The sequence below is a fragment of the Rhizobium sp. PEPV16 genome (genome assembly GCF_008919455.1).
Taxonomy (GTDB): Bacteria; Pseudomonadota; Alphaproteobacteria; order Rhizobiales; family Rhizobiaceae; genus Rhizobium; species Rhizobium leguminosarum_Q.
The window spans coordinates 28928-42460 of sequence record NZ_VSZV01000349.1; the positions used below are offsets into that span (position 1 = coordinate 28928).

The window sequence follows — 13533 nt, forward strand, 5'->3', positions numbered from 1 at the left end:
AAACATCACCTACGAACACCGCCTGATCGACGACATGGTGGCCTCGGCGCTCAAGTGGTCGGGCGGTTACGTCTGGGCCTGCAAGAACTATGACGGCGACGTCCAGTCCGATACCGTTGCCCAGGGCTTCGGCTCGCTCGGCCTGATGACCTCGGTTCTGCTGACGCCCGACGGCAAGACGGTCGAAGCCGAAGCCGCGCACGGCACGGTCACCCGCCACTACCGCCAGCATCAGAAGGGCCAGGAAACCTCGACGAACTCGATCGCCTCGATCTTCGCCTGGACCCGTGGTCTCGCCCACCGCGCCAAGCTCGACGACAATGCCGAGCTTGCCCGCTTCGCCGCGACGCTCGAAAAGGTCTGCGTCGACACCGTCGAATCCGGTTTCATGACCAAGGACCTGGCGCGGCTGATCGGCCCCCACCAGCCATGGCTCTCGACCACTGCATTCCTCGACAAGATCGATCAGAACCTGCAGAAGGCCATGGCGTAAGCCGGCCTTTCCAAGATAAAATCGAAGCGGCGGGGATTTCCCCGCCGTCAGATTGCTGCGAGTGTTCGACGCCCCGACGCTCAGCCCAGAATCGCCGCCGCCGTTACAACGATACATCGGTTGCCCAGGACATCTTCGATCACATCATCGAACAGGCGATCGGCCACGGGCTGGTCGACGGCACGGTGCGTTACGCGGATTCGACCCATCTGAAGGCCAATGCCAACAAGGGCAAATACGATCTTGCGATGGTCGAGAAGTCGCGCGCCGACTACTGGGCCGATCTGGATGCGGCGATCGAGGCCGAACGCAAGCTGCACGGCCAGAAGCCTTTGAAGGACAAGGAACGCCGGCCAGAGGTGAAAGGAGACCAAGGTCTCGCGCAGCGATCCAGAGCGCTATATGGTGCGTGACGGCAAGCCGAAGGGCCTCTTCTCTCTCGATCATCGCACGGTGAACGGCAAGCTCGCCATCATCACCGATACTTATGTCACGCCGGCCAATGTCCACGACTCGAACGTCTATCTCTCAAGGCTCGACCGGCAGCAGACCCGTTTCGGCTTCGATGTCGGCGCGGACGGGCTGGATGCCGGCTATGCTGCACCGAGCATCGCCAAGGCCCTGGAAGACCGGCAGATCCTTGGCGTCACAGGCTGTCGCAATCCCACTCCGCCCAAGCCCGTCATGATGCGCAAGTCGACGCTCGTCTTCGAACCCGAGACCGATGGCTATCGCTGCCCCGAAGGCCAGTTGCTGACTTATTCGACGACTGACCGCAACTTGTTACCGGCATTACACATCCGACCCGGCCACCTGCGCCAATTGCCCGCTGTTGGCCTCCTGCACCTCGAATGCCAAGGCAATCCCCACCGTCACCTGCCATGTCTGGGCCGACGCCCGCGAACGCACTGACGGCCATCGTTTCACCGCCTGTGGCAAGGCAGTCTACAAGAGGCGCAAAGAGACGGTCGAACGATCCTTTGCCGACGCCAAGCAGCTTCATGGCAATCGCTATGGGCGGTTCCTCGCGCGCGCCTCGGCGACCATCTTCTCGAGCCTAACAGCAACACTGTGAGCGCGGCGATAGTAGGCGGATTCTGGAATCCCATATCGGTCCATTGGTGTCTCGAAGTTGAGCGGAGTCTGATAAGGAGTCGCGGCGATCGCAGAGGCGATCGTTTGCCAATCTAATCGTCCGTCGAATGGCAAGAGATGGTTATCCATTGCTCCAAAATTGTCGTGAATGTGAGTAGCAATGAGGCGATCGGCGAAACGCTCAAGCACGCGGAGCTTGCCTGGCTCGATCAGTTCCCAGTGGCCACAATCGAAGCAGACGCCGATGAACTCCTTGCCATATCGAGCGAACAGCCGATCATAGAGGTTGAGGAAATTCTGGGCGTTGGCGCAGAGGAGAGTTTCTGCGGCAATCTGGACGCCCTTTTCGACGCAGTAAGGCCTGATTTCGTCGAGAGACTGGAAAAGGGGGTCGAAGAACGCTCGTTCGGCGGCTTCGCTGCCGAAGACGTTGTCGTTGATATCGATGTGCAGAACGATATTGGGGGACTGGAACGCGGCCGCCAGGTCGACACGGTTACGCAACAGCTCGACTCCGCTGCGGCGCTGCCATTCATGCGGCGACAGGAAGTCCTTGCGCGTCTCCATCGCGAAAGGGCCAGGGTTTTTGTGGCCGATCTCAGTGATGGGATTGCGGCCATTGCTGCCATGAACCGAGTGCACTTTTAGCCCAGCATCGGCCACGATCCTGCTTGTAAACTCAATCTCGGCGTCGGCCAGCCAGTACGAACTGCCGGAGTCGGGATTCCAGTTGATGTGTGTGAAGCCAGCTTCCTTGATGAGGGTGAGCGAGTTGCGAATGCCTTCGTCGTACCAACGCTCCTGGTGCGGCCAATGCCAGACGGTGATGCAGGTATCCAATGGATCAGTCTCCTGTTCTACAATGTTGTGGTTTCTGGACCTTTGCCAAGGCCGATGCGCTCGGCCAACAGAATGATCGCCAGTGAAAACACCATGATCAGAGTGACGTAGACGAGGTTGAGCGCGGCCTGCTCAGGATCGACAGACAGCGAGCTGTCTACGATTGCAATCGGCAAAGGCTTGTTGTTGACGTTGTATAGAAACGCCGACAAGGGGTATTCCGACATGAGATCGTTGAAGGCCATCCCGGCGACGAGAATTACAGTCGGCGCCACTATCGGCAGGATAATGCGGCGATAGCGATAAAGACCAGTGGCGCCCATCGAGCGGGCCGCCTCGTTGAAGGCCGGATCGATTCCTGCGAAGGCTGCCCTCAGAAATCTCACCATAAGCGGCAAGGCGACGATGGCGTAGCCAATCGGCAGGAGCCAGTAGCCGCCGAGGAGGACTGCGTTTCCAACGAGCGGGTTTGGCGTGTCGAAGGTGACGATAAGCCCGACAGCGAGCAGAATACTAGGAACTACCCATGGCAGGAAGAAAGTGATGTCTAGAAGGCGCGTCAGCCAACTGCGCCGGCCAAGAATAACCGGGACGGCAAACAGCGTAACGACGAGCGCCGCCGATACCGCGACAAGGCTCATCACTATGGAGTTGAAGAACGGAAGAAAGGCGGTGCCTTCGGTAAAGACGCGGGCATAGTTCTTTAGCGTCAGGCTGGATGGGATCACTTCGATGCCGATGCTCGCGGCGGGGGCGAAGGAGAAGAGTACGACAAGAGCGATCGGCACCGCATAGATAGCCACGAGAAGATAGGCAAAAAAATGTAGCACTGCATTGCCGATCGGGCTGCAAATTTTGCGTAGCTGGATGGGCGCACTCGCTTTCGCGCCGCCGACATAGGAGCCGCGCGCCTCGTAATATTGAGACAGCAGGATAAGCGCCATGAGACACAGTCCCATCACAAGCGCCAGTAAGGCGGCCATGTCGGGACGGCGCAGGCTGTTCAGAGTCAGCACCATCTGGCTCAGCATGTGGAAATCGCGACCGCCCAGCACCTGAGGGGCGGCGAAAGAGCTGATCGCGGTGTAAAGGGTGAGAAGGGTGACAGCGATGAGCGTCGGCATGATTGCGGGCAGTACCACACGCCACAGGATCTTATATTCCGAGGCACCCATACTGCGCGCGGCTTCGATGGTTGCGTAGTCGACGCGTCGCATCGCAGCACGCAGAAAAAGATAATAAAAGTTGGTCATCAGGAAGGTATGCGTGAAAAGCACGCCAAACCAGCCGATGAACCAGTCTCGGGGGAGGCTGGAAACGATCGCCTTCACCACATGTGTCACCGCACCTCCGGGACCATAGGTGAAGTTGTAGCCCGCCGCCGCAACGACACCGCCGAAGACCAGCGGCGTTGCATAGGCGATTTTCAAGAGTGCGCGACCGCGTACGTGAAAATATTCAAGGACGACCACCTGGAAAATCCCGACAATGGTCACCGTGACCATGGTAGCTGACGTCATCCAGACCGTGTTCCAAAGGGCAGCGCGCACTCTTCGTGATCTTGAAAGTTCGCTTACGATCTGGCCGACCACCAGGCTGCCGTCCTTGAAAAATGCCGCATGAAGTGACGCGACCAGCGGCAGTATCAGGAAGGTGACGACGATCCAGATCAGGGCCGCCAACCCGATCCAATAGACTACGCGCTCGACGGCAGCCGCGCGGTTCATCTGTCCGCTTCCTCGAAGATATGCACCGAGCCCGGCCGGATCGTCCAGGACACGGTCTCACCGATTTCGGGTAACTCGTGCCCCATCCTGGCGGCCGAAATGAAATGCCCGCCGGCATCCAGGTCGATGCGGCTGTGGGCGCCAAGAAATTCCACATGGCGGACGGTCGCCGGCAACCCGGCTTCTACCGCTTTCCCGACACACACATCTTCGTGGCGGACAAAGATGCGCCCCCGAACGTCGGGGCCTAGAATTTGCCCGGCAAGCGGCGTGGGCAGTTCGTTGGCGGTGCCGATAAACTCGCAGATGAACGGCGTTGCCGGCGCTCGATAAAGAGTACGTCCGTCACCGATCTGTTCAACGCCACCATTCGCCAGCACGACGATCGTGTCGGACATCGTGAGCGCATCTTCCTGATCATGCGTGACAAAGACTGCCGTGAAGCGAAATTCCTGCTGGAGCCTCTTGATCTCGCGGCGCATCGTCACTCGCACCTTGGCGTCGAGATTGGACAATGGTTCGTCGAACAAAAGCACCTTGGAGCCCGCGACGAGCGCGCGCGCAATCGCGACCCGCTGTTGTTGCCCGCCTGACATGTTCGCTGGCTTCTTGTGCAGTTGCTCCGTAATCCCGGATGTTTCGGCGATCTGAGCGACACGCTTGCCAATCTCGCTCTGCGGCATTTTCGCCACACGCAAAGCAAAGGCGATGTTCTCGAAAGCCGTCATCGTTGGAAACAGCGCATAGTTCTGGAATACCATGCCGACATTGCGCCGCTCCGGAGGAGCGATGGTAATATCTTTTCCTTCAAGAATAATCCGACCGCTCATGACCGGATGAAAGCCGGCGAGTGTCCTTAGAACGCTGGATTTGCCGCTGCCGGAAGCCCCGAGCAGAGCAACGAACTCGCCTTCGTGAATCTCAAGCGAGAGGTCGCGGATGACCACCTTGTCGCCGTAGCCAATATGCAGTTTATCGATGATGAGGATCGGGGTCGGCATAATAATACTCCTGAGAAGCCTGGCGATCTGCGTCGCCTGGCCCTACATCCTCACCGGATTTCAAGCTCGATCTTCTGCAACCAGCCGTCCAGTTTGGGCGCGATCGCATCCCAGTCGATCGGCTGCGCCTTGACTAGTTCCGCATTCGCCTGCACCTCTGGCGGTGATTTAGCCAGCGCCGCCGGCAGCACCGGAACCTGACCGAACTCTTTGGCGTAGCTGGCCATGACATCGGCAGAGCCGAACCAGTCGACGAATGCCTCTGCCTGCTCCAGCTGATCGGTTCCCGCCATGATCGCCACGCCTTCGGAGATGACCGGCGTGCCACCTTCCGGGTCAATGACCTTGACTTGCATGCCGAGCTCCTTGGCGTCCTTGATGGCGCCGCCGAACCAGTTCAGATTGATGATCGCACCGCCCGATTTGAAGGCTTCCTTGCGCGCATCGGCGTCATCGACAACGATGGCGTTCGCATAGAATGCGCCAAGAAAATCCCATCCAGCCTGAGTGACTTCGCCCTTGTCGTCGAGGAATCGGGCCAAGATGCCGGCCAGATAGACCCTTGTCGTCTGCCAGGCGGTGTTGCCGATGACGTATTTGCCTTTGTATTCGCCCCTTGTCAGGTCCAGCCAGCTTTTCGGCGCCCGCTCAGCGGCAAGCTTGTCGGGATCAAAGGCGATGACAACCGGTGTGCTCCAGAATTTGTAGACAATGCCTTCCTTGTCCTTGTATTGCGCAGGGAGGTCCGCCGCCCAGGCTGGTATGTATGGCTGGAACAGGCCGTTCTTTTTGAGCAAAGCCATAGACGTGTCGACCATACCCAGTACGACATCGGCCTGGGGGTTGTTCTTCTCGGCGATCAGCCGATCAAAAAGTTCTCCTCCGGGTGCGCGCAGAAACTGCACATCGTGACCGGCGGCTTTAGCCTGGTCGATTATCCACTGAACGTTCTCTTCTCCCTGAGGGGAATAAACGACAAGACTATGGGCCAAGACCGGAGAGGTGACCGCGATCAGCACGGCTGCCAGGCTCAATAAACGTTTGATCTGATGCATGATGTTCCCCTCGTTTCAGTTTGGCCGGTCATCTCTGGTTGGCGCTTTCTTAATGGAGCTTCATGACGGTTTAATTACATTGCGTAATTTAATATATATTGCAATAGCTCTTCTGCTGCTAATGATTTGAGGCACTCGTGGAACCAATGGACCTTTCACGGAACGAACGACGACTGGTCGAACTGATTTTCGTGGGCAAGAAGATTGCGCGCGTCGACTTGGCCGAACGGTCCGGCATGACGGGTGCTTCTGTAACTCGGCTGATAGGTCGCTTAATTGAGATCGGACTTCTGATCGAGGTGGTCGAGCGGACCGGCGCCCAAGGCCAGCCTCGGCGCTTGCTGAGCTTGCGGGCTGACCGGTATCTTTCCGCGGGAATAACATTCTCGGTCTCCCGAATGGAGGTAGCAATTGTTGATCTAGCGGGTAGGATTCTTACCTCCCGCTCGGTTGACATCGAAACCAGCGCGGCTTTGTCTGTGGCAGAGGCGGCGCAGGAGGCCATTGCAGCGATGCTGGACGACCTCGGCACCCCAAGGGATCGCCTTCTCGGGGTCGGCTGCTCGGTGCCCGGCAATTTCGGCACGATGTCGAATATCCTCAAGGCCCATAGCTTCTTCCCGGCTTTCGATGATGGTGAGGCGGACCAAGCTTTTAAAGCGACTTTCGAGGCGCCCTATTACATCGAGAATGATGGAACAGCTGCAGCGCTCGGAGAATATGTGTTCGGCGGACGCATCCCGCAGCCTGATCCAATGTTCTTCATTCACATCGGACACGGCGTCGGGGGAGGCGCGGTTATCGACGGGCGACCGTACCGCGGCATCAATGGAAACGCCTGCCTGCCCGGAGTTCTATACCCGTACGACCAGCCGCGCCCATCCGGCCAAGATCTTTTTGCCGCCCTCAACAGTACCGGCTTCGCCATCCACGACTTCATCGATCTCGAGCGGTTGCCAGACAGCGCCGAAGTGGCTTTAGGAGCCTGGGTAGAACGCGCCGGAAAGCAGCTCAGCGAGACGGTACGTGTTGCAACGGCGATGTTCGACCCCGCGCTGATTGTCCTCGGGGGACGGCTGCCAGAAGTCGTGACAGGCAGGCTGGTACACGCAATTTCCAGTCAGCCAATCCTTGGTCCGTCGCGCGGCTTGGAGGTCGCTGCAGTCGAGGCCTCCCGACTTGGCCCTCGCGCCGGCGCGATCGGGGCCGCCTGCATACCGTTCTTTGCCTCTCTCTTTTCAGCCGCCGTCGCAGACGATGGCAGTCCCTACCTTAACGGTCGCAAGCCCAAATCCCGACCCTAGATAATTCGACGGAGCGCCTGGGTCTCTTTAAGAAATCTACTGGGCAGGCCTTGCCCGGCGCGAACTGACACAACAGGTCCGCAAGCCCCTTCGTTGCATATCGGTACCGCTATAAGGCCTCAAATGACCAGCTTGAGGTGGCTGGATAAAACCAAACCCGCGGCGCCCCGCAGAGCCGTATGGCCTTCGCCGATGCCATTCACCGTGATCGATATCTCCTGACCAGGTCTCTTCACCACCAGTTGCTCGACTTGCTGCCTGATCAGCTCCGCTGCCGTCATTCCTCCTCCGGCGACGTCTCCATGAAGGACATAGGAGTTGAGGGAGAGTGTTTGCTGCAGATTGACGATGCCGAAAGCTACGTTCCGCGTATAACGGTCGAGAAGCTCCTCTGCCGCCTTCGAGCCTTCGTCTGCTTCCTTGACAAGCCTGGCACAGGTGACGCTCTTGGGATGCGGCAAGCCCATTCGGGCGGCTTCTTTTCGTAACCAAGGAAGGGCAGCGACGGTCTCCCAGCAGCCGTGCTTTCCGCAATTGCAAAGGGTACCATCGATCTGCACCACGCTGTGACCGAGCTCGCCGCCGGATCCGGCGAGTCCACGATAGACCTTGCCGTCGATGAAGAAGGCGCCGCCGAGAACCTCGCCAGTATAGACTGCTGCGAAATTTTGTTGGCCGCGACCGGGTCCGAACCACCTGTCCCCAACAAGCAAGGCACGGGGGTGGTGATCGATGACAACCGGAAGAGAGAAGCGTTCTTGTAGTATTGCTACAAGGGGAAGTCCCGTTAGAACGGGAGCAAGGTTGACGGTAAGAATGGTTCCATTGTCACTGTCGATCATTCCAGCAGAGGCCACGCCAATGCCGAAAGGCGCCTGCTGGGCCTGAGACAGTGTGGCAGTAAGCGTCTCCGTCATGACCGCGATGAATGCTTCTGTGTCGCCATGCGTATCAAACTCAGCTTTCGCAACGGCCTTGATCTCACCGGTTAGCGCCACGAGGCATGTTTGTATCGTGCCGGGCAGAAGGAGGACTGCGCCAAGCATCGGTGCATCGGGGTTAAAATAAAGCGGACGAGCCGGCTTGCCGCCTTTGACGTCGGAAGGTGACGCATCGCCCTCAACAAGAAGCTGGTCTTCGATCATCGGCTGCACAATACCGGTTATCGTGGTCCGGTTGACACCTGCAAGTCGAGCGAGATCTGCCCGGCTTTTTGGTCCGTTGTCATATAAGGCTTGAAGGACGCGACCGCGGTTTATCGCGCCGAGTGCCGATTGGGAGACAAGTGTCACGTTGCCGCCGTTCTCGCCGGCGGCGACTTCTCTGCTTGCAGGGGTGCGCTGGCCCAACGAATAGGACGGCTGGCTCTCAAACTTCAATTCTCTTCTCCAATCTACCCGATCCTTTTAGCCCGTACATTATCAAGCGGCCATAAACATAAGGCGCTTTCCGGTGATGCAACCAGGACGTCGATGACAACCGCGGTAAAGCGCGAATTTTTTTCGCCGCGACAACTTCTTGACACTAACATAAGTTTGTGCGAGGTACAAACTAACTGCTTACAAAAAGCACATTAGGGGTAACAATCTCAGTATCGACAAGCGGAAGCCCAGGGCTGCGCTGAAGGGCCGGGGTTGGGATACGAAGCAACTGAGGAGGCTGTTTATGACAATCGATATCGGAAATATGTCGCGACGTGACCTGCTGAAAAGCGCTTCCGTCGCAGCTCTTGTGGCTGGCGCGGGATCATTGGCCGTGCCACGGCGAGGAGCAGCACAGGATGCGAACACGGTGCGCGTCCTGTCCGTTGAAGACCCATTCTTTTTCTCAATGAAGGCGCTGGTGCCAGAATACGAGAAGGAAACCGGCATCAAGGTGGAACTGGAAAGCCTCTCGTATGACGCCCTGCAATCGCGCCTCGTGTCTGCTTTTGTCGCCAAAACCTCAGACGCCGACGTCATCGTTGTGGATCAGATGTGGCTCGGGCAGTACCTCGACAATGGCTGGATCATCGCGCTGAATGATTTTATTGCCAAGGACACCGAATTCGATCTCTCAGACTTCATCCCGGAGGTCCTCTACTCCTCGAATATGTGGCGCGGCCAGGTCGGCACATTGCCGGTCGCCGCCTATGCCCAGGGGGTTATGTACCGCAAGGACGTCTTTGACGAACTCGGCATTGCAGCACCGCCGACCGAGACATCGGAAGGCTGGACGTGGACGAAATACGTTAACACCCTGAAGTCGATGGAAGGCAAATCATTTGGCGGCAAGCCGCTCTTCCCAACCGTCGTTTGCGGTTCCCAGCCGTCGCCGATCGTCCACATGTTTACGCAGGTCTCAGCAAGCCACGGGGCGAACTGGTTCAAATCGTTCCCGGCCGCTCCGTGGGATTTCTCCCCGCAACTGACAAGCCCCGCCTGGATCAAGTCTGTCGAAGTCTACAGGCAGCTCTACAAGTTGTCTCCGCCTGAAGCCATCAATTATGTCTGGTTCGACGCCGGCACCCGTTTCGCCAAGGGCGACATCGGCATGTTCTACTGGTGGACCCCGTACTTCTATCTGATCAAGAATTCCGGCTACATGACCGGCAAGAAGTCGGACGTCATGGAGAAGTATGCAACGGCAGCCTTACCGAAAGCTGAGGGCGTGCCTCAGACGGTCAGCCTCGGCGGCTGGAGCCTTGGCATCCCGTCCAGTTCCGAAAGGCAAGAGGCAGGCTACGCCTTCATCAAATGGGCGACCTCGAAGGCCACGCAGAAGAAAATGGCTCTTTGGCCGGACCTCAACTACCAGTTCTCCGACTTTGCGCGCGTTTCGCTCTATCAAGACGAGGAAGTCAAGGCGATCTATCCGTACCTCGATGTGCAGTATGCGATGATGAAGCAGGGCAACGGCAAGGTCACACGCCCACCTGTACCTGGTTACACTGCTGTCGAAAGCGTGTTGGGTCTCACATTGAACCAGCTTCTGACCGGCAACGAGGAGCCGAAGACCGGCCTCGAGCGCGCCAACAGCCTGTTCGAGAGCATCCTGAAGGGCAATCTCATGATCCCTTATCAAAAGGACAGCTACGCGGATTCTCTTGATGGGGCCAAAGCCCTGATCGCCAAGAAGTAACAGAGTTCTCCTCGGGCCGGCGCGACAGCGATCGCGCCGGCATCCACTTGAAGAAGAACTGGATCTGGCAATGCACACGACAACTGTTCGCTCTCCGCGAGCCTTCGGGCCTGCCCGGAAGAGCTTTATCCGACGAAACTTGCCCTACTTTCTGATCGCGCCTTCGGTCGTGATGCTGCTCGCGCTCATTGCCTATCCTTTGCTGTTTGCCCTCAGATCGAGCTTCTACTTCTGGAACCTGCAAATCGGCCCGGAGCCGCTCCAGTTCGTTGGGTTCGAAAATTATGTGCAGGCCTTCAACGCATTCGACTTTCGCGCCGCGCTCACCAACACCCTGATCCTGTCGATCCTTGGCACGGCACTTGAGTTCACATTCGGCCTGGCGATCGCGCTCATTCTGCTCAAGGCCTTGCCTGGCATGAACATCGTGCGGGCCCTGCTGATCCTGCCCACAACGATCGCACCCATCGTCGTCGGCTTTTTGTTCCGCTACCTCTATGATCCCGGCGGTGGACTGTTGAGTTGGCTGTTGCAGTCGCTCTGGCTCCCCGTTCCCGCAGAGGGAATTCTTGGCTCGCCATCGACTGCACTCGCGGCCATCCTCTTCGTCGACGTCTGGCAGTGGACGCCGTTCTTTGCGATAGTTCTCTATGCGAGCCTTTTGGCCGTGCCCGACGAGATTTTGGAGGCCGCACGCCTGGATCGCGCGTCTGCATGGACGATCCTGATGCGGATCAAGCTGCCGCTGATCAAACGCACCGCAATCATTATCGTCATGCTGCGCTTCATGCAGATCTTCAACACCTTCGACACGGTGCTTGTGCTCACCCGCGGCGGACCGGGCACGTCTACACGCACCCTTGGATACTCTCTCTACGAACAGGGCCTTGTGAACTTCAACATCGGTCTGGTCAGCGCCATGACCTGGATCACCGTATTGATCGTCAACGTCATCGTTGCCCTCTACGTCTTCTTCGCGTTCCGAAACGAGGAGTGGTAAAATGTCCCGGCGCCACACGAGCTTCAACACGGCACTCACCTACGCCGCCGGCCTCCTCTTCCTGGCAATCTTCGTCGGTCCGATCCTCTGGTTCATCGCCCTTGCGATCCGGCCGGCCGAGACGGCGTTCACCATGCCGCCGCAACTCACATTCGAGCCCAATCTCGACGCATTCCGGCACATCCTCGTCGATCCAGGCACCAATGCGCGGCAACTGGTCAACAGCCTCATCGTCGCGATTGGTGCTGTGCTACTCAATCTGCCCTTTTCGGTTCCTGCGGCCTATGCGTTGTCCCGTTTCAAGCTCCGCGGCAAGAAGAACATCATGTTGTGGTATCTCGGGCTGTTGATGGCCCCGCCGGTCGCATTCCTGATCCCTTATTTCATCCTCATCACGCGCATCGGTCTGCAGGGTTCCTATTTCTCCATGATCCTGGTCCTGCAAACGCTGACGATCCCGTTTTCCGTCTGGTTGATGAAGAGTTTCATCGATGAAGTGCCGGTGGAACTGGAGGAGGCTGCCCGGGTCGACGGCGCCCGCTGGTACACGATCATGTTGCGGATCACGCTGCCCATCGTACGTCCCGGCGTCATTGTCACGTCGATGTTCGCCTTCGTGTTCGCATGGAACAATGCCGCTTTTCCGCTGGTGCTGAGCTCACGCTCGACCGCCACTCTTCCGATCGGAACACTTGGATATTTCGCAACGAGCGGAGTGACCTGGAACTACATCGCCGCCGCCGCAGTGCTCGCGATGATACCTCCGATGATCATCTTCCTTGTTTTCGATCGATACGTCGTACGAGGCCTCACCTTTGGTTCGGTGAAGGGCTGAGCTTTCCCTTTATGAATGGAGTAATGAAATGAGCAGACTGCGAATGGGCGTCATTGGCGCCGGTCTTTGGGGCGGCAATCACGCCCACACCTTCAATGTCTTGCCGGAGACCGAGCTGGTCGGCGTCTGCGACCTCGATGAGGGCAGGGCGCTGAAGATGAAGGAAACCTACGGCGCAACGCGGGCCTTCACCGATTATCAGAAGCTGATCTCCAGCGATCAGATCGATGCGATCTCGGTTGCGACACCCGACTTTACCCACACGCCGATAATCCTCGCCGCTCTGAAAGCTGACAAACACGTGTTGAGCGAAAAGCCGCTTGCGACGACGGTGAGTGAAGCCGAGGAAATTGCCGCGGCTGCCGCAAAATCCAAGGGCAAGCTGATGATTGATTTCCACAACCGTGTGAATCCGATCCTCGCCCAGGTTCGCGACATGATTGAGGACGGTCAGATCGGCTTGGCAAAGCACGGGACCGCGCGTCTTTCGAATACGACATTTGTTCCATTCGAAATGCTGAGCTGGGCTGCAAAGTCTTCGGCACTCTGGTTCCTGGGAAGCCACCTCGTCGATGTCCTGCGTTTCATTCTCGCAGACGAGGTCGTGCGTGTTTATTCCGTCGCCCGCTCTGGGACACTGTCTGCCGGCGGCGTAGATACGAAAGACTTCCATGCGTCGATCCTTGAATTTTCCAAGGGCACGGTCGTGACCATGGAGAACAGCTGGATCCTGTCGCGCGACAATCCTTCGCTCGTCGATTTCAAGGTCGAGTTCGTTGGTGAAAAGGGCCAGATCCAGGCAGACCCGACCCATAGCGGCGGCCTGCGCCGTATCGTCGACGGCGGACTGAAATACAATGACTATATCGGCATAACGCCCACCGGCGCGACGCGTATCGGCGGCTTTGTCCTGGAGTCCATTGCTCGCTTTGTCGATAGCGTCCTGCGTGACGCTCCGCTGCTGGCAGATGCGCAGGACGGCCTGGCAAACACCAAGATCCTGGCCGCCATCGAGGAATCCGTTGCGACCGGCAAGGCTGTGAACATCGGCTAAAGCCGGAAC

The 13533-nt window shown here is 58.0% G+C and carries 11 protein-coding genes and 1 pseudogene; 7 read left to right on the top strand and 5 right to left on the bottom strand.

What is annotated here, in order from left to right:
- Both FY112_RS29915 and FY112_RS29920 read left to right on the top strand, forming a co-directional pair.
- Positions 1–493: isocitrate/isopropylmalate family dehydrogenase (locus FY112_RS29915; RefSeq protein ID WP_246700782.1), on the top strand; the 493-nt coding region annotated here is incomplete at its 5' end.
- Between the two features lie 83 nt (positions 494–576).
- Positions 577–1517: pseudogene (locus FY112_RS29920) on the top strand (IS1182 family transposase); the annotation flags it as partial.
- Here the strand turns inward: FY112_RS29920 and FY112_RS29925 are convergent.
- Genes FY112_RS29925 through FY112_RS29940 form a run of 4 tightly spaced genes read right to left on the bottom strand, consistent with a single transcriptional unit; the run spans position 1505 to position 6211 of the window.
- Positions 1505–2428, bottom strand: coding sequence for a sugar phosphate isomerase/epimerase family protein (locus FY112_RS29925; RefSeq protein ID WP_026158465.1), 924 nt, complete (start codon positions 2426–2428; stop codon positions 1505–1507). The pseudogene FY112_RS29920 and the gene FY112_RS29925 overlap by 13 nt on opposite strands.
- 17 nt (positions 2429–2445) lie before the next feature.
- A complete protein-coding gene (locus FY112_RS29930) occupies positions 2446–4155 on the bottom strand; it encodes an iron ABC transporter permease (protein WP_017958589.1) in 1710 nt (569 codons plus the stop codon).
- Positions 4152–5156 carry an ABC transporter ATP-binding protein gene (locus FY112_RS29935; RefSeq protein ID WP_017958590.1) on the bottom strand — a complete coding sequence of 335 codons (1005 nt, stop codon included), beginning with the start codon at positions 5154–5156 and terminating at the stop codon, positions 4152–4154. Before FY112_RS29935 ends, FY112_RS29930 begins: the two co-directional genes overlap by 4 nt.
- Before the next feature lie 50 nt (positions 5157–5206).
- Positions 5207–6211: an extracellular solute-binding protein gene (locus FY112_RS29940; protein ID WP_151519963.1), complete on the bottom strand. Its 1005-nt coding sequence runs from the start codon at positions 6209–6211 to the stop codon at positions 5207–5209.
- A gap of 146 nt (positions 6212–6357) precedes the next feature.
- On the opposite strand from FY112_RS29940, the gene FY112_RS29945 reads away from it, so the two are divergent.
- A complete protein-coding gene (locus tag FY112_RS29945) occupies positions 6358–7515 on the top strand; it encodes an ROK family transcriptional regulator (protein WP_151519964.1) in 1158 nt (385 codons plus the stop codon).
- A 119-nt stretch (positions 7516–7634) separates the two neighbouring features.
- Here the strand turns inward: FY112_RS29945 and FY112_RS29950 are convergent, their stop codons facing one another.
- Positions 7635–8894 (bottom strand): ROK family transcriptional regulator, encoded by a 1260-nt coding sequence (locus tag FY112_RS29950; RefSeq protein WP_151519965.1) that lies wholly within the window; start codon positions 8892–8894, stop codon positions 7635–7637.
- 286 nt (positions 8895–9180) lie between these two features.
- Between FY112_RS29950 and FY112_RS29955 the strand changes: the two genes are divergently transcribed.
- From FY112_RS29955 to FY112_RS29970, 4 genes are all read left to right on the top strand, one after another.
- Complete coding sequence (locus FY112_RS29955) at positions 9181–10635, top strand: substrate-binding domain-containing protein (RefSeq protein ID WP_151519966.1); 1455 nt, start codon at positions 9181–9183, stop codon at positions 10633–10635.
- A 70-nt stretch (positions 10636–10705) separates the two neighbouring features.
- Positions 10706–11635 (top strand): sugar ABC transporter permease, encoded by a 930-nt coding sequence (locus FY112_RS29960; protein WP_026158466.1) that lies wholly within the window; start codon positions 10706–10708, stop codon positions 11633–11635.
- A 1-nt stretch (position 11636) separates the two neighbouring features.
- The gene (locus FY112_RS29965; protein WP_017958596.1) at positions 11637–12470 is read left to right on the top strand and encodes a carbohydrate ABC transporter permease; all 834 of its coding nucleotides are present in this window, start codon (positions 11637–11639) and stop codon (positions 12468–12470) included.
- A 28-nt stretch (positions 12471–12498) separates the two neighbouring features.
- On the top strand, positions 12499–13524 hold the full coding sequence (locus tag FY112_RS29970) for a Gfo/Idh/MocA family oxidoreductase (protein ID WP_026158467.1): 1026 nt from the start codon (positions 12499–12501) through the stop codon (positions 13522–13524).
- The last annotated feature ends 9 nt before the right edge of the window (positions 13525–13533 follow it).

Bases quoted from the DNA above. Each gene is read 5' to 3' on its own strand.
- FY112_RS29965 (WP_017958596.1), top strand. From the start codon at position 11,637: ATGTCCCGGCGCCACACGAGCTTCAACACGGCACTCACCTACGCCGCC.
- FY112_RS29960 (WP_026158466.1), top strand. From the start codon at position 10,706: ATGCACACGACAACTGTTCGCTCTCCGCGAGCCTTCGGGCCTGCCCGG.
- FY112_RS29970 (WP_026158467.1), top strand. From the start codon at position 12,499: ATGAGCAGACTGCGAATGGGCGTCATTGGCGCCGGTCTTTGGGGCGGC.
- FY112_RS29955 (WP_151519966.1), top strand. From the start codon at position 9,181: ATGACAATCGATATCGGAAATATGTCGCGACGTGACCTGCTGAAAAGC.
- FY112_RS29940 (WP_151519963.1), bottom strand. From the start codon at position 6,211: ATGCATCAGATCAAACGTTTATTGAGCCTGGCAGCCGTGCTGATCGCG.
- FY112_RS29945 (WP_151519964.1), top strand. From the start codon at position 6,358: ATGGACCTTTCACGGAACGAACGACGACTGGTCGAACTGATTTTCGTG.
- FY112_RS29935 (WP_017958590.1), bottom strand. From the start codon at position 5,156: ATGCCGACCCCGATCCTCATCATCGATAAACTGCATATTGGCTACGGC.
- FY112_RS29930 (WP_017958589.1), bottom strand. From the start codon at position 4,155: ATGAACCGCGCGGCTGCCGTCGAGCGCGTAGTCTATTGGATCGGGTTG.